At 66.5% G+C, this 18,377-nt stretch carries 16 protein-coding genes; 11 read left to right on the top strand and 5 right to left on the bottom strand.

Going from position 1 to position 18,377, the window contains the following annotated elements; translation table 11 throughout:
- The first annotated feature begins 70 nt into the window (after positions 1-70).
- Positions 71-562, top strand: coding sequence for a MarR family winged helix-turn-helix transcriptional regulator (locus J2S76_RS05790; protein WP_307058395.1), 492 nt, complete (start codon positions 71-73; stop codon positions 560-562).
- A gap of 58 nt (positions 563-620) precedes the next feature.
- Here J2S76_RS05790 and J2S76_RS05785 read toward each other — a convergent pair whose 3' ends face one another.
- The gene (locus J2S76_RS05785; protein WP_307058393.1) at positions 621-2,078 is read right to left on the bottom strand and encodes an aldehyde dehydrogenase family protein; all 1,458 of its coding nucleotides are present in this window, start codon (positions 2,076-2,078) and stop codon (positions 621-623) included.
- 51 nt (positions 2,079-2,129) lie between these two features.
- On the bottom strand, positions 2,130-3,914 hold the full coding sequence (locus J2S76_RS05780) for a thiamine pyrophosphate-binding protein (RefSeq protein WP_307058391.1): 1,785 nt from the start codon (positions 3,912-3,914) through the stop codon (positions 2,130-2,132).
- 407 nt (positions 3,915-4,321) lie between these two features.
- On the opposite strand from J2S76_RS05780, the gene J2S76_RS05775 reads away from it, so the two are divergent.
- From J2S76_RS05775 to J2S76_RS05760, 4 genes are all read left to right on the top strand, one after another.
- The gene (locus J2S76_RS05775) at positions 4,322-5,281 is read left to right on the top strand and encodes an ABC transporter substrate-binding protein (protein WP_307058390.1); all 960 of its coding nucleotides are present in this window, start codon (positions 4,322-4,324) and stop codon (positions 5,279-5,281) included.
- A gap of 82 nt (positions 5,282-5,363) precedes the next feature.
- Positions 5,364-5,864: a (2Fe-2S)-binding protein gene (locus tag J2S76_RS05770; RefSeq protein ID WP_307058388.1), complete on the top strand. Its 501-nt coding sequence runs from the start codon at positions 5,364-5,366 to the stop codon at positions 5,862-5,864.
- 17 nt (positions 5,865-5,881) lie between these two features.
- On the top strand, positions 5,882-6,685 hold the full coding sequence (locus J2S76_RS05765; protein ID WP_307058385.1) for an FAD binding domain-containing protein: 804 nt from the start codon (positions 5,882-5,884) through the stop codon (positions 6,683-6,685).
- Between the two features lie 84 nt (positions 6,686-6,769).
- Positions 6,770-7,996: an alpha-hydroxy acid oxidase gene (locus J2S76_RS05760; RefSeq protein WP_307058383.1), complete on the top strand. Its 1,227-nt coding sequence runs from the start codon at positions 6,770-6,772 to the stop codon at positions 7,994-7,996.
- On the opposite strand, the gene J2S76_RS05755 is transcribed toward J2S76_RS05760, so the two are convergent.
- Positions 7,984-8,547, bottom strand: coding sequence for a flavin reductase family protein (locus J2S76_RS05755; protein WP_307058380.1), 564 nt, complete (start codon positions 8,545-8,547; stop codon positions 7,984-7,986). The two genes, J2S76_RS05760 and J2S76_RS05755, sit on opposite strands and share 13 nt — an antisense overlap.
- Before the next feature lie 53 nt (positions 8,548-8,600).
- Positions 8,601-10,130, bottom strand: a complete 1,530-nt coding sequence (locus J2S76_RS05750; protein ID WP_307058378.1) for a 4-hydroxyphenylacetate 3-hydroxylase family protein — start codon at positions 10,128-10,130, stop codon at positions 8,601-8,603.
- Between the two features lie 300 nt (positions 10,131-10,430).
- Here J2S76_RS05750 and J2S76_RS05745 point away from each other — a divergent pair, with 300 nt between their 5' ends.
- From J2S76_RS05745 to J2S76_RS05735, 3 genes are read left to right on the top strand one after another with little or no spacing between them, the layout of a single operon-like run.
- Positions 10,431-11,858, top strand: a complete 1,428-nt coding sequence (locus J2S76_RS05745; protein ID WP_307058377.1) for a UbiD family decarboxylase — start codon at positions 10,431-10,433, stop codon at positions 11,856-11,858.
- Positions 11,859-11,866: 8 nt separating this feature from the next.
- On the top strand, positions 11,867-12,448 hold the full coding sequence (locus J2S76_RS05740) for a UbiX family flavin prenyltransferase (protein ID WP_307058375.1): 582 nt from the start codon (positions 11,867-11,869) through the stop codon (positions 12,446-12,448).
- Positions 12,448-13,026, top strand: coding sequence for a TIGR02444 family protein (locus J2S76_RS05735; protein ID WP_307058373.1), 579 nt, complete (start codon positions 12,448-12,450; stop codon positions 13,024-13,026). The genes J2S76_RS05740 and J2S76_RS05735 overlap by 1 nt, the downstream gene beginning before the upstream one ends.
- Positions 13,027-13,046: 20 nt before the next feature.
- Here J2S76_RS05735 and J2S76_RS05730 read toward each other — a convergent pair whose 3' ends face one another.
- Entirely contained in the window at positions 13,047-14,390 is a 1,344-nt protein-coding gene (locus J2S76_RS05730) for an LLM class flavin-dependent oxidoreductase (protein WP_307058371.1), read from the bottom strand.
- 314 nt (positions 14,391-14,704) lie between these two features.
- On the opposite strand from J2S76_RS05730, the gene J2S76_RS05725 reads away from it, so the two are divergent.
- The 3 genes from J2S76_RS05725 to J2S76_RS05715 all read left to right on the top strand — a co-directional run bounded on the left by J2S76_RS05725 (position 14,705) and on the right by J2S76_RS05715 (position 18,376).
- On the top strand, positions 14,705-15,784 hold the full coding sequence (locus tag J2S76_RS05725) for a zinc-dependent alcohol dehydrogenase (protein ID WP_307058370.1): 1,080 nt from the start codon (positions 14,705-14,707) through the stop codon (positions 15,782-15,784).
- A 67-nt stretch (positions 15,785-15,851) separates the two neighbouring features.
- Positions 15,852-17,252, top strand: coding sequence for an aspartate aminotransferase family protein (locus J2S76_RS05720; RefSeq protein WP_307058367.1), 1,401 nt, complete (start codon positions 15,852-15,854; stop codon positions 17,250-17,252).
- A gap of 53 nt (positions 17,253-17,305) precedes the next feature.
- Entirely contained in the window at positions 17,306-18,376 is a 1,071-nt protein-coding gene (locus J2S76_RS05715) for an alpha-hydroxy acid oxidase (protein WP_307058365.1), read from the top strand.
- The last annotated feature ends 1 nt before the right edge of the window (position 18,377 follow it).

Raw genomic sequence — 18,377 nt, 5'->3', positions numbered from 1 at the left:
TTTGATCTGAGTCAATTGACAAGGCGCCTTACGTTTTGGCTAGTGGGAGCCGTCAAACACAGGAGGCGGAATGTCGGAGGCGGATGAGAAGCAGGCCGAAATCGGGATAGGCTGGCACCTTCGGCGGGCCCACATGGCGTTCAGCCGGGCCTTTCGTCACGAACTCGCCAAGGTCGACGTGTCCTTCGGCCAGTTCGTGCATCTTCAGAAGCTCTGGGAGAATGACGGCCCCACCCAGGCTGAACTCTCCCGTGCCGTCGGCATCGAGACGGCCTCGTCGACCACCATTCTCGACGAGCTGGAGCGGCTCAGCTTCGTGCGGCGGGTCCGCAACCCGAAGGACCGCCGCAAGATCAACGTCTACCTCACCGAGGCGGGGCTCGCGCTGAAGCCGGTGCTGCTGGAGCGGGCCCGCGTGGTGAATCTGTGCGCGCGCAAGAACCTGAAGCCGAAGGATGTCGAGGCTCTGTTCGCGGTGCTCGACGACATCACCGACGCTCTGCTCGCGGAGTATCCTCAGTCCAGCGGCCGGGCCGACGCCCGCGAACGCCTCGACGCCTGAACCCCGGAGGGAAGGGCGGCCGCGGAAGCGCGGCCGCCGCTCCCGACAAGGGCCGGGCTCAGAGCGAGACGTTGATGTTCTTGAGCTGGGTGCATTCCAGCAGCTCTTCCAGCGATTCCTCGCGGCCGAGGCCGGACTGCTTGTAGCCGCCGAACGGCGCGCCCAGCGTGTGGGTGCTGCTGCCGTTGATCCAGATATAGCCGGCTTCCACCCGCGCCGCCGCCCGATGCGCCGTGGCAAGGTTCCGGGTCCAGATCGAGGCGGTGAGGCCGAGTTCGGAGCGGTTCACCGCCTCGATCATCGCGTCCTCGTCGCGCCAGCGCAGGATCGACATCACCGGCCCGAACACTTCCTCGCGGGCGATGGTCATGTCCGGCGTCACGTCTGTGAACACGGTCGGAGGATAGAAGAAACCGCGGGAATAGATCGGGTCGCTGGGCCGGGCGCCGCCAGCGACGAGCCGCGCGCCTTCCTTCAGGGCGAGGGCGACATAATGCTCGGTCTTGCTCAGCTGCTGCGCGCTGATCATGCACCCCATCTGCGTCGCCTCGTCGGTGGGCAGGCCGAACCGGTAGGCCTCGACCGCCTTGAGGATGCCCTCCACCACCTCATCATGGATGTTGTCGTGAAGGAAGATTCGCGAGGTGGAGCCGCAGGACTGCCCGCACCAGGTGAAGTTCATGCCGTTGACGGCGCCGGCCGCCACCTTGGCCGGATCGCTGTCGGGATAGGCGATGAGCGCGTTCTTGCCGCCGAGTTCGAGCCCGACTTTCTTCAGCGTGCCGGCGGCGGCGCGGGCGATGGCCTTGCCGGTCGGCACCGAGCCGATCAGCGCCACCTTGGCGACGAGCGGGTGCTCGACCAGCGCCTCGCCGCATTCGCGCCCGCCGGTCAGCACGTTGATGACGCCGGGCGGGAAGAGCGGCCCGATCAGTTCGGCGAGGCGCAGGGTCGACAGCGGGGCCTGATCCGGTGGCTTGATGATAAGCGCATTGCCGGCCGCCAGGGGCGCCGCCGCGCGCGAGGCGGCGAACAGGAAGGGGTGGTTATAGGCATTGATGCGCACCACCACGCCGAGCGGCTCGCGCATCGTGTAGTTCAGCGTGTCGTCGCCGAGTGGAAGGGTCGAGCCCTTCATTTCCGTCACGAGGCCGGCGAAGAACTCGAAGGCGGCGGCCCCGCCTTCCGAATCGCGGATCATCCGCCGGTAGGGCCCGCCGGAATCGGCGGAATCGATCAAGGCGATCTCCTCGGCATGGTCGCGGATCACCTGCGCCGCCTGCCGCAGGATGACGGCGCGATCCGCCGGCTTCACCGCGCGCCAGACGCGGAACCCTTCCAGCGCCTTGCGCACGGCGGCATCGACATCGGTCGCATCGGCCACCGCCCAGCTTCCCAGCGACTCGCCGGTCGCGGGGTTGATGGTGGTGTCGGTCTTTCCGCTCCCCGCCTTGAGCCACTGGCCGCCATAATAGAGATTGCGATGGTGGGGGAGCACGTCGGTATAGGTCGGCATGGTCATTTTCCTAAGGAAGGAGCGACGAGGCAGGCGCGAACCGTCGGGGCGTCAGCCGCCGCTCCCCGCATAGCCGGGACCGATATGCACATCGAGCACGGCCACCTTACCGGCGACGACCGCCTCGACCGCCGCTTTCATCGCGACCCGCAATGCGTCGGGATCGCAGATCGGACCAAATCCCAGCGCACCCTGGGCTTCCGCCATCTTGGCGATGTCGGGCTCGGGATCGGCGATGCGCTGGCCGATCCAGCGATTCTCCACCGGCCGGCTGCGGCGGCGGGCAACGCGCTCCTGGTGCAGCTCATCATTGAAATAGGAGCGGTTATTGGCGGAAATGACGAGCATCGGAATGTTGTAGTGCACGGCGGTCCAGATGGCGGTGACGCCCATCAGCGTGTCGCCGTCGCCCAGCACCGCCACCGGCAGCCGCCCGCTGCCCAGAAGAGCGAGCGCCGAGCCGACCGCCATGCCCGGCCCCGACCCGACGCCGCCGCCACCGGAATGGCCGAGCTGGTCGAGCGGGTGGTTGAAATCCATCAGCGCGCCGTCCCAGCCTAGCGGCAGGCGCGACAGGCAGACCGGCCGGCCCTCGGCCGCGTGGTCGAGCGCATAGGCGATATCGGCGAGGCTCAACTCGTCGCCGCGCGCGGGGGCGGCCGGCCGGCGGGGCGTGACCGTGTAACTGCGCGTGGGCGCGGGCAGGCGCTCCAGCAGGGCGGCGGTGAACGCCTCCGGCGTGGTCGCAAAATGCAGGTCGACCGGCGGCAGCGCCATGTGATCGAAGCTGAAGCCGTTATGGACATGGTGGTCCACCGAGGCCAGTACGATCTTGGCGGGGCAGGGGCCGTTGGGCCACACCGTGCTGATGAAGCCGGCGAGGTCCACCCAGTCCAGCGACAGCACGACATCGGCCTCGGTCAGCCTGGCGATCGCCGCCTTGCTGAGCGACATGCCCGGCGCGGCGCAATGCAGGGGGTGGGCGGTGGGGAAGGCCGCGCCGACCTTGAGGTCGGTGATCACCATCGCGCCGAGGCTCTCCGCCAGCCGCACGCGCCGGTCCCAATCCGCCGGGTCGCGGGTGGCGCGGCCCATTAATATGGCCGGGCGCCGGGCGCCGGTGAGCAGGCGGGCGGCCTCTTCCAGCATCGTCGGATCCGGGGCGGGGGCGGGAACCGGGCGATAGCGCCCGAGATCTGGCATCGGGCGGCCGGCGGCATAGGGAGCCTCCTGAACCTCGGCGTCGAGATTGATGTAAACCGGGCCCTGCGGTTCGGTGCGGGCGATCTGCATCGCGCGCAGCAGCGCCTCCTCCGTCGCCTCGACCGAGGCCGGCTGGTCGTCCCATTTGGTGTAGGAGCGCACCAGCGCGCCCTGATCGCGCATGGTGTGGATCCAGTCGATGAAGGGCCGGCGCTTGGCGGCATCCACCGGGCCGGTAGCGCCGAGCACCAGCATCGGCAGGCGGTCGCACCAGGCGTTGAAGATCGACATGGTCGCGTGCATCAAGCCGACATTGGCGTGCAGCGCCACCGCGAGCGGCTTGCCGGTGGCCTTGGCATAGCCATGGGCGATGGCCACCGCGTGTTCCTCATGCAGACAGACCAGCATCTGCGGCGAGGTGTTGCCGAGATAATTGACCACGCTGTCATGCAGGCCGCGAAAGCTCGATCCGGGGTTGAGACAGAGATAGGGCATGTCGAGCTGGGACAGCAGGGCGGCGATGCGGTCGCTGCCCCAGGCCTGGGGCGCGGCAGCATCAATGCCGGTCGGCTGCTCCGGCTGGCTGGCGCTGGTCAGGGGCTGGCCCTCGGTCACGTTGTTGATCAGGTTCATCAAATTAAATCCCTGCCACGATCCGGCGCTTCGGTGCCCAGGCGATAAACATTCACTGGATAGATAAATAATGAAGCTTTTTTAGCGGAGGTCAAGAAGGCGAACAGCCCGCCGGCGTGCGGATTTCGAGGCATGCCTATTCTTGCATCGCTTTCGCGCGCCGGGCGTGCTGTGCGATTGCAGCGGACCGGCCTCGGAGCGACACGACAGGTGCGGGCGACGCCGTGGCAGCGCATAACGGGAGGCCCTATGCTCAACCGTTCGGCATTAAAGCTCCTATTTTAAGCTTGATATTTACCTAGAATATGTACCTATTTATCCAGGATTTGTCCTTCGAGAGGTGCCGGACAGCGTCCACATTCACACTCCTTGGCGACGCATTGTGTTTAAAAAAGAGGGGAACTTCGATGCTAAAGCCTGTTGGTAAGAGCCTGGCCTTCTTCGCCGCCCTGGCGGCCTGCGGACTTCCGATGCCGGCTTCGGCGGCGGATACGGTGAAGGTGGCGGTCTCCTGGGTCGGCCTGTGGGACACCTCCCAGCCGACCTTCTGCAAAGATCGCGGCGCGTTTGAGAAAGCGGGGCTCGATGTCCGCATCACCCCGACCCGCGGTGGATCGGAAACGGTGCAGGCGGTGATCGCCGGCGGAATGGACATCGGCTATTCGCCCGGCACGTCCGCCGCCATCGCCGCCTTCGTGAAGGGCGCGCCGATCAAGATCGTCGGCTCCGAATTCGTCGGGCAGAACGACACCTTCTTCTATGTGCCGGTCAACAGCCCGATCAAGACGATCGAGGACATTGCCGGCAAGAAGGTCGCCTATCCCCGCCCGGGCGGGGCGACCGAGGCGGTGCTGCTGGGGCTCAAGGCCGAGCGCAAGCTCGACTTCACCCCGGTCTCGTCCGGCGGCATGGACGCGACGCGCACCATGACCATGAGCGGGCAGGTCGATGTCGGCTATTCCGTTCCGCCGTCGGGCCTCGATGCCGTGGCCAAGGGCGAGATCCGCGTGCTGTTCAGCGGCGACGTGGTTGAAAGCCAGCGCGAAATCTCCGCCCGCGTGAATATTGCGAGCGATGATTTCCTGAAGAATCGCCGCCCGGTGGCGGAAAAATTCTTCATGGTCCTCAATGAGTGCATCGACTGGGCCTATGCCAACCCCGACGAGTCGGCCAAGATGTTCGCGGCGCTCAACAAGATCGACCTCTCCACGGCAAAGGAGGCGCTCAAGTTCTACAACCGCGACAAGCTGCGCTTCGCGCCGGTGAAGGGCTTCGACGAGTCGGTCAAATGGGCCGTGACCAACAAGTTCATTGAACAGCCGCTCACGCCCGAGCAGGCTAAGGCGATCATTGATCTCGTCCCGTGACCGCGTTGCCTGTGGAACCGACAGGGCCGGTGGCGCATGCCGCGCCGGCGGACCTGCCGGCTCAGCCAATGGAGAGTTGGCGATGACCTCTCTATCGATAACCGTCAATGGCCGGCCCGTCGCGGCCGAAATCGACCCACGGACACTGCTGGTGCAGTTCCTGCGGGATGAGCTTCGGCTCACCGGCAGCCATGTCGGCTGCGACACCAGCCAGTGCGGCGCCTGCACGGTCCATCTCGACGGGCGGGCCGTGAAATCCTGCACGGTGCTCGCGGTCCAGGCCGAGGGGGCGCAGGTGCTGACGGTGGAAGGGCTCGCCGCGGGCAAGGCGTTGCATCCCATGCAGGACGCGTTTCGCGAGCATCACGGCCTGCAATGCGGCTTCTGCACGTCCGGCATGATCATGGCCGGGATCGAGATCGTGAACCGCCATGGCTTCGCGCTCGACGAACATACCGTGCGCGAGGCGCTGGAAGGCAATCTGTGCCGCTGCACCGGCTATCACAACATCGTCCTCGCCATCATCGGCGGTGCCGAAGCCATGGCGCGGCTGCCGGGCGCGACGCCGGCGGCGGCCGGGTGAGCCGGGGCAGGTAGGCCATGTTCGCGTTCAATTACCATCGGCCGGACCGGATCGAAGAGGCGCTCATGCGTGCCCGCGATAGCGGCGACGCGAAGTTTCTCGCCGGCGGCCAGACGCTGATTCCAACCCTCAAGCAGCGCTTGGCGGCGCCCGGCGACCTCATCGACCTTGGAAGTATCCCCGGGCTGGCGGGCATCGAGGTCACGCCGCAGGCGGTGACGATCGGCGCCATGACGCGCCATGCCGATGTCGCCGCGTCGCCTGAGATTCGTCGGGCGGTACCGGCCCTCGCCGAGCTTGCCGGCCTCATCGGCGATCCCGCCGTGCGTAACAGGGGCACCCTTGGCGGCTCGGTCGCCAATAATGACCCGTCCGCCGACTATCCCGCCGCCTGCCTTGCGCTGGGGGCCACCATTCGCACCGACCGCCGGGCCCTGCCGGCGGAGGCGTTCTTCTGCGGCCTGTTCGAGACGGCGCTGGAGGAGGACGAGATCGTCACCGCCGTCTCCTTTCCAGTGCCCGCAGCGGCAGCCTACCGCAAATTTGCCAATCCGGCCTCGCGTTACGCGATGGCGGGCGCCTTTGTGGCGCGGGCGGGTGAGGGGGTTCGGGTGGCGATCACCGGCGCGGGCCAGGATGGCGTTTTCCGCTGGATCGACGCCGAGGAAGCCCTGACGGCCGTCTTCGCCCCGACGGCGCTAGACGGGCTGGCGCTTTCCGCCGACGACATGATCGCCGATATGCACGGCGACGGCGCCTATCGGGCGCATCTGGCGGCTGTGATGACGCGGCGCGCGGTGGCCGCGCTTGCGGCCGGCTGAGCGGCTGGCGATGCGGCGGCGCGGATTCCCTCGCCGCCCGGTACTGTGCACGGCCACCGCGCGCGAGGGCTTGGGAGGCGCCGGGTGAATCCGCCGGCCGGGGCTCTTTCGCGTTCCGCCCAACGCCGGCAGGCCGCGCGCGAGGCGCGCTACCCATGTGTGGCGGACCTTGTCGAGGGCGCGCGGGCGCGGCTTCCGTCCTTCGTGATGGCGACGGTCGAGGCCGGATGCGGCGACAATGCCGTGGTTCGCCGAAACCGCGCGGCCTTCGATGACATCGCGCTGCTGCCGCGTCACGGCTTCGGCCGGTGTGAGCCGTCGCTTTCCGTGTCGCTGTTCGGGCGGGACTATGCCTCGCCCTTCGGCATCGCGCCGATGGGGCTGGGGGCGCTGGTGCGTCCGAAGCTGGAAGAAAGTCTCGCCCGCGCCGCGCAGGCGGCCAACATTCCCTATGTGCTGTCGACGGCGGCCAGTGCGGGCCTCGAGACGATCGGCCGGATCGCGCCGGACGTCCTGTGGTTCCAGCTCTTCGGCCTTCCCCACAACGATCACCGCTGCACCTTCGATCTGATGCGCCGGGCGGGCGAGCTCGGCGTCCAAACGCTGGTGCTGACACTCGATACGCCCGTTCGGGCCCATCGCCCCCAGGATGTCCGCAACCGGCTCGCCGTGCCCTTCCGTCCCGGGCCGGCCGCCCTGCTGCAGATGCTCGGTCGCCCGCGCTGGCTGGCGGACATGCTGAGGGCCGGGCCTCCCGGCTGCGAATCGCTGCGTCCCTATGTGGACGGCCCGGCCACCCCGGCAGACCTCGTGCGTTTCGCCGCCACCGCGATCGAGGGCGGCTTCAGCTGGGCTCTCGTCCGGCGTATCCGCGACCGGTGGCCCGGCCGGCTCGTCGTCAAGGGCGTGCTGCATCCGGCGGACGCGCGCGAGGCGCGGGCGGTGGGCGCGGACGGGATCCTCGTCTCGAACCATGGTGGCCGCACCTTCGACGCTGCGCCGGCCAGCCTCGACATGCTGCCGAAGGTCCGCGCCGCCGGGGGCGATGGGGCGGTGATGGTCGATAGCGGGGTGCGCAGCGGGCTCGATGTGGTGCGGGCGCTCGCCTGCGGGGCCGACATGGCCTTTCTTGGCCGGCCCTTCCTCTATGCCGTGGCGGCTCTGGGCGAGGAGGGCGGCGACTTCCTGATCAGGCTGCTGCGCGAGGATGTGCGCCGGACCCTGTGCCAGATCGGCGTGAGCACATGCGCCGATCTCGGCAAGGTGGAGACACGTTCAATGCGCGCCGGCGGTGCCGCTCACCAGCCATAGGTCCAATAGGCATCGTGCGGGGTCGGCTCGCTCCGCGCCTCGGGGTCGAGGCGGCGATAACTCCCGCCGAAGAACACGAGCGGATCGGCCGAAGCCGAGGGGCGGCGCGCCATCGCGACAATCCGGCCGACGGTGATGATGTGATCGCCGCCCTCATAGATGCGGTAGGTCTCACACTCGAACCAGGCCAGCGCGTCGGGGAACAGGCTCGCGCCGGTGGCGTCGCCGCGAAGGGTCCGCACCCCTTCCCATTTATCGAGCTGCGCCCGACCGAATCGGGCGGACAGCTCCTTCTGCGACTGGTCGAGGACGTTGACGGCGAAATGGGTGACGCTGTTCCAGGCGGCGAAGACCTTGGAATGTCGCCCAATGCTGAACAAGAGCAGCGGCGGGTCCAGTGACAGCGACCCAAAGGAACTGACGGTCGCCGCGATCCGCTCCCCGCCGACGACGGCGGTGATGATGGTCACCCCGGTGGGGAACAGGCCGAACGTCGCGCGAAGATCCCTGGGGGAAAAGGCGCGGGTCTCGGTGTCGGCCAGGGTTTCCATACGACCTCCCTCGGGCGCGGCTGCGCCCCTTTTCCCGCGCCACCCGCCGCTCGTCAGCTATTGGCCAGTGGCGTGGCGCTCAGCGCCAGGGCGGAATCCACCAGCTTGCAGGCCCGGGCGAAATCATAGTTCCGGTACATGTTCTGCTTCACCAGGAAGGACGCGCCGCCGTAGAACTTCTCATATTGCTGGTGCCGGTTGCCAAATTCGGAACCGAAGAAGTCCCAGGCCAGGCGCATGAGCGCGATGCGATCGCGGGCGCTGCTGATGCCGGACGCCATGTAACGCTCGATGTCCGGGCCGGTGACGGCGCTGTCCAGATCCTTGAGCGAAGAGGGCATGGTGATCATGGCCGCGCCGGTCATTTCGCGGACCATGTCGACCATCTTCGGATTGATCTCCGACTGCAGCGCCATGACCGCGTAGAGAGCGGTCTTGGAGGGCCAGACCACACCTTTCTCGTCGATCGTCGCCTTGAGCTCCTGCGCTTCCAGCATGGTCTCGACGATGGAGGCGAGGGCGGCCAGCTCGCCCATCTGCACCATGACGGGCGGCACCGCCGCATTGCCGGTTGCCTCGTTCATGCGCATGGCGAGACCGAGCATGAAGCGCAGCTTGGCGGCGTAGCGCGCCTGGGCCTGGAGATTGCCGTAGGAATGGGACGGCGTCTTCCACCACTGGTCCCGGCAGACTTCCAGGTTGCGATAGATGAACACGTGTTCCCAGGGGACGAACACGTCCTTCAGAACGACGAAGCAGTCGGATTCGTCGAACCGGCTGGTCAGCGGATGGTCGAATCCGTTCTCCGCCTGCACCGCGAAGGGGCGCCGCGGGTAGAGCCGCAGGCCGGGCGCATTCATCGGGATGGCGACGCCGATGGCATAGTTCTCGTCGCCCGGCTGCAGCGGATGGATGCAAGAGAGGTAGAGCACGTCGGAGTAAAGCCCGGCGGTGGCCAGCTGCTGCGCGCCGGCGATGACGATGCCGCCATCGGTTTCCTTGACGACGCCGGCATAGAGCGTGGGATCGCTCTGCTTATGGGCGGGCTTCGACCGGTCGACCTGCGGGGGCACGATGGCATAGGTCGCCCAGAGATGGTTTTCCCGCAGATGCTCGTAATAGGAGACGACATTGTCGGCGAAAGGCGCGCCGCCGGCGGCGAAGACTTCGGGCACCGCCGCGTACCCGCAGAAGAAGCCGGCCACGTGATCGGGCGTCCGGCCCATCATGCCGAAGGTTGATTCCGACCAGGTCTCGGAGGCGAGGCGCTTGGCCTTCAGATCCGCATGGGTGCGGGGGATCTGATAGGCGCGCAGCACGCGATTGCCGGTGGTAGGCGAGACGAAGGTCATCCGCTCTTCCATCGCCGGGTCGCTGGCGATGTCGAACAGGCGGGCAGCCGAGCGCGCGGCTTCGCGCAGCGCCGGGTGGGTGGTGACGTTCTTCACCTGCTCACCGTCGATGAACACTGCCCGCCCATCGTCGAGGGAACGCAGATAGTCCGCACCCGTCCGCAGCGCTTTCGGCGCGGTGGGCCGGGGGCTCAGAAGTGGGGTCGCGTAGGCTTCAATGCTGGCCGACATCCGAGGTCTCCTCCGCACTCGCCCGAGCCTTAGCCAGGACAAATTAACTACGGTTTGTAGCTTCTTTATGTATCTTCATTTCGTGGGTGTCAAGTCGAAGGATGGGGCGCCGAATCCCCGTGTGCCGGGCTAAATCAGCACGCCAAAATAGCATTGCGCCTTATCATATGCCGTCTTATAAATATCGGTAACGATGGGCAGCCCGACCTGCATGCAAAGGGTTTCCGTGAGTCTGCAGAGGCCAGGAAACGCTTGTGATTTCAGACAGTTCGGCTCGGTTGCCCTGGCGGGGAGATCAGCGTGACAGCGGTGGATTACAACGACCTTCGCGACTTCATCGGCCTGGTTGAGAGCATGGGCGACCTGAAGCGTGTGGACGGGGCCTCGGCCGATTTCGAGCTGGGCGCCATCACGGAAGTGGCGGCGGGCCTGCCGGCCTGCCCGGCGCTGCTGTTCGACCAGATTCCCGGCCTTCGCCCGGGCCATCGCGTCTTCACCAACGCGACCGTCAGCACCCGCCGGGCCGCGCTGGCGCTGGGCATCGATCCGACTCTGCCGCCGCTGGAGGTGCTGAAGGCCTGGAAGAGCCGCAGGGTCGAGCTGAAGCCGCTCGATCCGGTTTCGGTGAAGGATGCCGCCTTCCTCGAGAATTCGCAGTTCGGGGATCAGGTGGACCTTAGTGTGTTTCCCTGTCCCATCTGGCACAAACGCGACGGCGGGCCGTATATCGGCTCCGGCAGCCTGGTGATCACCAAGGACCCCGACGAGGGCTGGGTGAATGCCGCCATTTACCGCGTGCAGGTGCACGGGCCGAACCGGGTGACCATCCAGTTCGACCACAAGGGCCGCCACGGTGCGATGATCTCGCGCAAGTACTGGGACCGGGGGCAGCCCTGTCCGGTCGCGATCGTCAACGGCCAGGATCCCGCGCTTTTTATAGCCGGCTTTGAATATCTCCCCGAACGCCAGTCCGAATATGCCTTCGCCGGAGCGATCAAGCAGGCGCCCATCGAAACCTTCGCGCTGCCGGTCACGGGGCTGCCGGTGCCGGCTCGTGCGGAAATCATCCTTGAAGGGATGCTGCTTCCCTTCGATCAGGACAATCTGCCCGAAGGCCCGTTTGGGGAATTCACCGGCTATTACGCCGCCGACCGGCGTCCGGCGCCGGTGATGGACGTGCAGGCCGTGCATTATCGCTCGAACCCTATCCTGCTCGGCTCACCCCCGCTCAAGCCGCCGCGCTTCCATTTCGGCATACCCTTCCGCGCCGCCAGCATCTGGGCCAATCTCGAAGCCTGCGGCGTCGCGGATGTGGTCGGTGCTTGGCAGCATGTCTCGCAGCTGATGACGGTCATCGCCATCAAGCAGCGCTATGCGGGCCACGCCAAGCGCGCGGGGCTGATCGCCGCGGCCAACAGCTATATGGGCCGGATCGTGGTCGTCGTGGACGAGGATGTCGATCCGTCCAACCTCGCCGATGTGATGTGGGCGGTGACCACCCGCGCTGAGCCGTCGGAGGATGTCGACATCGTCCGCAATGCCTGGAGTTCGTCGCTCGATCCGCGGCTGTCGATGGAGGACCGCAATGCGGGCCGCACCTCGAATTCCAAGATGATCATCGACGCCTGCATTCCGTTCGAGCTGCTCGGCAGCTATCCGCCCACTTCCGCCCTGTCGGTGGAGGAAGCGCAGGCCGTGCGCCGGCGCTGGCCCGATATTCTCGCCTAGGTCCGCCCGTGGCACGCGAGCGCTTCATCATCGGGATCTCCGGCGCCTCGGGCGCCATTTACGGCGTGCGGATGCTGGAGGCGGCACGGCGGCTGGGTCTGGAGACCCATCTGGTGATGACGCGCTCGGCCAAGGTGACGCTCGCCCATGAAACGACGCTGAAAGTGCGCGATGTCGAGGCACTCGCCGATGTCGTGCACGCGATCGACAATATCGGCGCGTGCATTTCCAGCGGCTCTTTCCGGACACGTGGCATGGTGGTGGCACCGTGCTCAATCCGCAGCCTGTCCGAAATCGCATATGGCGCCACCTCCAACCTGCTGACGCGCTCTGCCGATGTGGTGCTGAAGGAGCGGCGCCGGCTGGTGCTGATGGTGAGGGAGACGCCGCTGCATCTCGGCCATCTGCGCAGCATGGTACAGGCGACGGAGGCCGGCGCCATCATCATGCCGCCGGTGCCTGCCCACTATACCAAGCCCGCGACGGTGGACGACATCGTCAACCATTCCGTGGGGCGGGCGCTCGATTTGTTCGGCCTCGACACGGGCGACCTCGTGCGCTGGGGCGAGCCGGGCAGGGGGGACGCGTAATGTCCGACGCGCGGCCTCTCGTCCTCACCGACTGCCTCGACGCCGGCGCGGACCTCACCCTCGACAACCCGTTCTGGTCCTTCGCCTGTCTGATCTATGCGCAGGACGCCGTGGCGCCCGCCTGCCTCGAACTGCAGGACAATTTCGGCGTCCAGGTGAACGCCCTGTTGTTCATGCTGTGGCTCGGCACACGGGGACACAGCCCAGGCGAGGCCGGTTATCGCACGCTCCTCGACTCCCTCGCGCCCTGGACCGGTGGGGTGGTGCAGCCGCTGCGGCAGGCGCGCCGGAACTGGAAGTTCTTGGGCGGTCGCTCGCCCGCCGTGCAGGCGGGGCGGGAGGCGCTCAAGCGGAGCGAGCTTTTCGCCGAGCAGATTGCCTGCGCCTATCTGTTCCGCCTCTCGGAACGCGGACACGACGCAGCCCGTCGCGCCACGCCGGAGCGGGCCGTTACGGCGAATCTCGACCTCGTGCTGCGCCTTGCCGGCCTCCCCACCGCGCGGCGGCAGGAACTGGCTCCCCGCCTCGCCGGCGCGGCGCACGTCGCCGCCGCGAGATGTCCGGGGTCATCTGCATGAACCGCCCCGCATCCCCACCGTCAGGCGCTCCGGTCTCGGGAGGCGCCGGCCGCCGGGGGTGCGAACCGGTTGGCAGGCATCTTGAGGCCCAGATGGTCGCGCAGGGTGCGGCCGACATAGGCGGAGCGGAACAGCCGGCGCCGCTGCAGTTCCGGAACGACTCCTTCGACGAACCGGTCGAAGGTGCCGGGAAAGGTCGCCGGCACCACCATGAAGCCGTCGCAAGCGCCGGAGGTGAACCATTCCTCCATCAGATCGGCAATGGTGGCCGGCGAGCCGCAGGCGACGAGATAGGCGCGGGACACCGCGAAGATGTTGTAGATGTCGCGCAGCGTGCATCCCGGCCGCTGGGCGAGCGTACGCACCACGGCGGCATAGCTGTGAATATGCGCCGAGGGCGGCAGTTCGGGCATCGGCGCATCAAGGTCGTAGCCGGACATGTCGTGGCCGAGCCGCTCGGACAACGTATTGAGCGCGCTGCGCTCGTCGACCATGTCGACGAAGCTGGCGAGCGTGGCGCGGGCTTCCTCGTCGGTGCGGCCGATCACGGGGAAAAGGCCGGGCAGGATCTTGCACTGGTCGGGGGCGCGGCCCTGGGCGGCGACGTCCTGCTTGGTTCGGCGGTAGAAGGCCTTCGCCTCCTCAATGTCCTGCTGCACGGTGAAGATCGCCTCCGCATAGCGGCTGGCGAAGGCGCGTCCGGCTGCGGAGGCGCCGGCCTGCACGATCACCGGGCGCCCTTGGCAGCTGCGCGAGCTGTTCAGCGGGCCTTTCACCACGAAGAAGCGGCCCTTGTGGTCGAGTGCGTGGATCTTGGCGGGGTCGACATAGCGGCCGCTCTCGCGGTCGGCGAGGCGGGCGCCGTCTTCCCAGCTGTCCCAAAGACCCTGCACGACTTCGACGAACTCGGCCGCCATCTCATAACGCAGGTCATGCTCGGGCGGCGCTTCCGCGCCGAAATTTCCCGCTGCCTGCACGGTGGAGGTGGTGACCACGTTCCAGCCAGCGCGCCCGCTGCTCAGATGATCGAGCGAGGACACCAGCCGTGCCAGATTATAGGGCTCGGTATAGGTCGAGGAGGCCGTGCCAATGAGCCCTATCCGGTGCGTGCGCATACTGAGCGCCGACATCAGCGTGAAGGGTTCGAGCCGCGCGATCGTGCCAGGATGGTCGCCGACACTGGCGGAAAGTCCGTCGGCGACGAAGATGAAGTCGAACTTGCCGGCCTCCGCGACCCTGGCGATGTGGGTGAGGGCGGCAATGTCCTCATTGCTCGTGAACGAGCCGGGCAGCCGCCAGCCGGCCACATGATTGCCGGTCGCCATGCAGAAGACGCCGAGATGCATCGAGGAACCTTCGGTCATGGCATGCAGCTTTCCGCGAAAGGGGGCTTGCGCCACCGGCCGGGAGCGCGCCTGAACAGAGGCCGGGCGTCGCGCCGCCCGGCTTTGGCGCGATCATGCTTCAACCGGCCAGGAAGCTTGTCAAGTTACCTTTTTTATGTAGCTAAAATTCGATGCTGAGTGCTCCATGCGGCATTCCCCCAAGGGTATGCGGCGGCGGATAAAGTCGGAGTCATAAGCATATTTTTTTAGCTTTGTTATTGATATAAATTTCGGGTGGGATAAGCTCACTGACGCTCACAGAACGAGACCGGAGATCGAACGTGAAGGCATGGATGTCCTACGATTTTAACGACATGCGTCTCGAGGACATTCCGGAGCCCAAGGCGGAGCCGGGCTGGGTGGTGTGCCGCACGCGCGTGCTCGAATTGTCGGTGACGGAAGTGGCGGAGTTTCAGGGCGTCCCGATCTCCAGCCATGAAGCGCTGAAGGCGATGTTTGCCCAGAAGAAGCCGCTGCCGCTCTTCGGGCACGAGTTCTGCGCCGAGGTGGTCGAGGTCGGGGCCGGCGTCACCAATGTGAAGCTCGGCGACCGCGTCTTCTATCATCGCGGTGTGCCCTGCGGGTCCTGCAAATATTGCCAGGCCGGCATGCAGCAATATTGCCGTTCGGTGCTGAATGTGGGCGAGGACACACCCGGCTGTCTCGCCGAGTATTTCCCGGTGCCGGCCCGCATGATCGCGGCTGTGCCGAAGGAGGTCAGCGATTTCGAGGCGGCGGCGCTTCAGCCGCTGGTGTCCATCGTCGGCGCCGTCAACGGCGTCGGCATCGAGATGGGCGACACGGTGGCGGTCATCGGACTGGGGCCGATGGGGCTCGACTCCTTGCAAGTGGCGCGCTGCGCCGGCGCCGGGCGCGTCATCGCCATCGCCCGCCGCGACCCGGTTCTGCAACTCGCGAAGTCTCTGGGCGCTGACGTTCTCGTCAACATCACCGAGCAGGACCCGGTGGAAGCTGTCATGGAAGCCACCGGCGGACTTGGCTGCGACGTGGTGTTCGACTGCGCCGGCGGCGCCACCGGGCAGGGGCATGCCGGCACCGACGCTTTCCATCAGGGCCTGCAGATGCTGCGGCCGGAAGGGCGCATTATCGAGATCGGCCACTTCCCGGGTGGCACACAGGTCACTTTTGCGCCGATCGAGAAGAAGGGCCTGCGCATTATCGGCCGCCGCCCTCCCACACCAAAGATGATCCGCTACGCCATCGATCTCGTGGCTTCCAAGCGCGTCCAGATCGAGCCGACGATCAAGCATACGCTGCACGGTCTCGACCAGGTGCCGAAGGCGTTCGAGATGCTCGCGAACAAATCCGTCTACGGCGTGATCAACCCTCCGCAGGTTGTCGTCTGGCAGTGATGCCCGGCCCGGGCGAGGGCGTGGTGCCCTCGCTCCATCTCCGCGTTTCCTTCCGAAGGGCCGTGCCATGATTGCAGAAGAGAAACTCGCCTCGCTTTCCTACCCCGTCATGCCGCAGATGGTGTCGAACGAGTTTCCGGGGCGACGGGCGCAGGAAGTCATTCAGCGAGCACTTCAGTTCCAATCTCCCACCCGGCCCTCGGTGAAGGGGCGTATCGTGGTGGAGAGCGGATATGGCGCCGGCATCCAGGATCCCGACGGCAACATCCTGATCGACCTCTCCGCCGGTGTCGCGGTGTCGAATGTCGGGCGCAACCATCCGCGCGTGGTGGCGGCGATCCGCGACCAGGCGGAACGGCTGATGCACTCCGCCGGCCTCGTCAACGAAACGACGGTGGCGCTGGCGGAGCGGCTCTCGGCCTGCATGCCCGAGGGCCTGCGCGGCGAGTGCTTCACCTGGTTCGGCATGAGCGGCTCGGCGGCGACCGAGACCGCGATCAAATTCGCCAAGGCCATTACCGGCCGCTCGCAGATCATCGCCTTTGAGGGCGCCTATCACGGCGTGTTCCACGGCTCGCTGGCGCTGACCACGCGTGAGAATTTCCGCGAGAAGTTCGGCCCCCTGATGCCTGGCGCGCTGCACATGCCCTACGCCTATTGCTACCGCTGCTTCGTGGATCTGAAATATCCCGATTGCGGCGTCAGCTGCGCCAAATATCTCGACTACAAGCTGTCGACGCCGAACACAGGGGCCGACGATGTCGCGGCCGTCATCGTCGAATCCATGCAGGCCGATGGCGGTTACATCGACCCGCCGGTCGAGTTTCTGCAGATGCTGCGCGAAATCTGCACCCGCCGCGGCATCCTACTCATCATTGACGAGGTGCAGGCCGGTGCCGGACGTACCGGCAAGATGTGGGCCAGCGAGCATTTCGGCGTCGTGCCGGACATGATGACCTGGGCGAAGGGCATTGGCGGCGACCTTCCCCTTTCCGGCGTCACCGTCCACAAGCGCTACCAGGACAAGCTGCCGCTCGCCTCGCAGGTGATCACCGGCGCGGAGAACGCACTGGCCAATGTGGTCGCCCTCGCCAATCTCGACATACTTCTCGACCCGCAGGACAACCTGATCGAGCGTGCCGCTCTGTTTGGCGCGGAGATTAAGGCGGAACTCGCGGCAATCGCGGCGGACAGCGCCATTCTCGACGATGTGCGGGGGCGCGGCTTCTTCATCGGCGTCGAACTGGTCGCCGACAAGGCCACGCGCAAGCCGCTGGAGCCGAAGCGCGTCGGCGCCATTCTGCAGCGGTGCGAGCAGCTCGGCGTCCGCATCATGGCCTGCGGGCGCTACGGCTCGACCATCCGCATCATGCCGCCGCTGACCATCACCAAGGCGCATTTCCGCGAGGGCCTGCGGCGCTTCGCGCAGGCGGTGTCGGAGGTCGAACACGCGCAGATCCCCGCCTGACCCGCCGCCCAAGAGCCAACCGACGACCCGGACGTTTATTCCACGAGGCATTGATGACCCAGTTCACGTGTAGCCAGGAGATTGTCACGCAGGCGCGCCGGGCGCTGAATCAGGAGGTCTGGGACTACCTGACCGGCGGGGCGGAGTCGGAAATGACGATGCGCCGTAACCGCCACGCGCTCGACAGCTATGTCTTCCTGCCGCGCGTGCTGCGCGATGTCTCGCACGTCGACCCGTCCGGCGCCATGTTGGGCCATAAGGTTCGCATTCCAGTGTTTCTCGCTCCCATCGGCTCGCTTCAGGCGATCGAGAAGGGCGGCGGCGCCAGTTCGTGCCGTGCGGCCTCGACCTTCGGCACCATTCCGATGATCAGCTCCATCACGGAGCCCTCGCTGGAGGAATGCGCGGCCGCCACCACCGGCCCGAAGATGTTCCAGCTATATGTGCGCGGCGATTTCGATTGGATCCGGAGCATTCTCGGCCGGGTGAAGGCGGCCGGCTACGATGCCCTCGCCGTCACGGTCGATTCCTCGCATTACGGCATTCGCGAGCGTCAGCTGATGAACGGCTATTTGCCGCCGAGCGTGAAGGCGCAGAAGGACCGTCACCTGCAGGCCGCCATCACCTGGGACCTTGCCAGCCGCATCCGCGACGAGTGGGGCGGGGCGTTCATCCTCAAGGGAATCGCCCATGTCGAGGATGCCGCCATGGCGGTCGCGCGCGGCGTGGATGCCGTCTACATCTCCAACCATGGCGGCCGTCAGCTGGACCATTGCGCCGGCGCGCTCGACACGCTGGCGGAGATCGCGGCGGAGGTCGGCAAGAAGGTCGAGCTGATCGTCGATGGCGGCTTCCTGCGCGGCACGGACGTGATCAAGGCGATCGCACTCGGCGCCTCCAGCGTCGGCATCGGCCGTCTGCAGGGATGGGCGCTGGCGGCGGGCGGCGAGGCGGCGCTCGTGCGGTTGCTCGAACTTCTGGAGCGCGAGATCATCAACGCGCTCGGCCTTCTGGGCCTCACCTCCTTCGCCGAACTCGGCCCGAACTATGTCCGCAAGGCGGAAGTGATCGGCCCGACGCACGAGTTCAGCACCTTCTACCATCTCAAAAGCCGTCCGGTCTGAA

Source organism: Ancylobacter vacuolatus (assembly GCF_030813595.1).
In the GTDB taxonomy this organism is placed as follows: Bacteria; Pseudomonadota; Alphaproteobacteria; order Rhizobiales; family Xanthobacteraceae; genus Ancylobacter; species Ancylobacter vacuolatus.
Note: the sequence above shows the minus strand (reverse complement) of the source record. Positions and strands in the feature narration are given on the sequence as shown.

Coding starts and splice junctions, on each gene's coding strand:
- J2S76_RS05765 (WP_307058385.1), top strand. CDS start 5,882: ATGTTCGCGTTCAATTACCATCGGCCGGACCGGATCGAAGAGGCGCTC.
- J2S76_RS05775 (WP_307058390.1), top strand. CDS start 4,322: ATGCTAAAGCCTGTTGGTAAGAGCCTGGCCTTCTTCGCCGCCCTGGCG.
- J2S76_RS05785 (WP_307058393.1), bottom strand. CDS start 2,078: ATGCCGACCTATACCGACGTGCTCCCCCACCATCGCAATCTCTATTAT.
- J2S76_RS05780 (WP_307058391.1), bottom strand. CDS start 3,914: ATGAACCTGATCAACAACGTGACCGAGGGCCAGCCCCTGACCAGCGCC.
- J2S76_RS05725 (WP_307058370.1), top strand. CDS start 14,705: ATGTCCTACGATTTTAACGACATGCGTCTCGAGGACATTCCGGAGCCC.
- J2S76_RS05715 (WP_307058365.1), top strand. CDS start 17,306: ATGACCCAGTTCACGTGTAGCCAGGAGATTGTCACGCAGGCGCGCCGG.
- J2S76_RS05735 (WP_307058373.1), top strand. CDS start 12,448: ATGTCCGACGCGCGGCCTCTCGTCCTCACCGACTGCCTCGACGCCGGC.
- J2S76_RS05730 (WP_307058371.1), bottom strand. CDS start 14,390: ATGACCGAAGGTTCCTCGATGCATCTCGGCGTCTTCTGCATGGCGACC.
- J2S76_RS05750 (WP_307058378.1), bottom strand. CDS start 10,130: ATGTCGGCCAGCATTGAAGCCTACGCGACCCCACTTCTGAGCCCCCGG.
- J2S76_RS05755 (WP_307058380.1), bottom strand. CDS start 8,547: ATGGAAACCCTGGCCGACACCGAGACCCGCGCCTTTTCCCCCAGGGAT.
- J2S76_RS05790 (WP_307058395.1), top strand. CDS start 71: ATGTCGGAGGCGGATGAGAAGCAGGCCGAAATCGGGATAGGCTGGCAC.
- J2S76_RS05770 (WP_307058388.1), top strand. CDS start 5,364: ATGACCTCTCTATCGATAACCGTCAATGGCCGGCCCGTCGCGGCCGAA.
- J2S76_RS05720 (WP_307058367.1), top strand. CDS start 15,852: ATGATTGCAGAAGAGAAACTCGCCTCGCTTTCCTACCCCGTCATGCCG.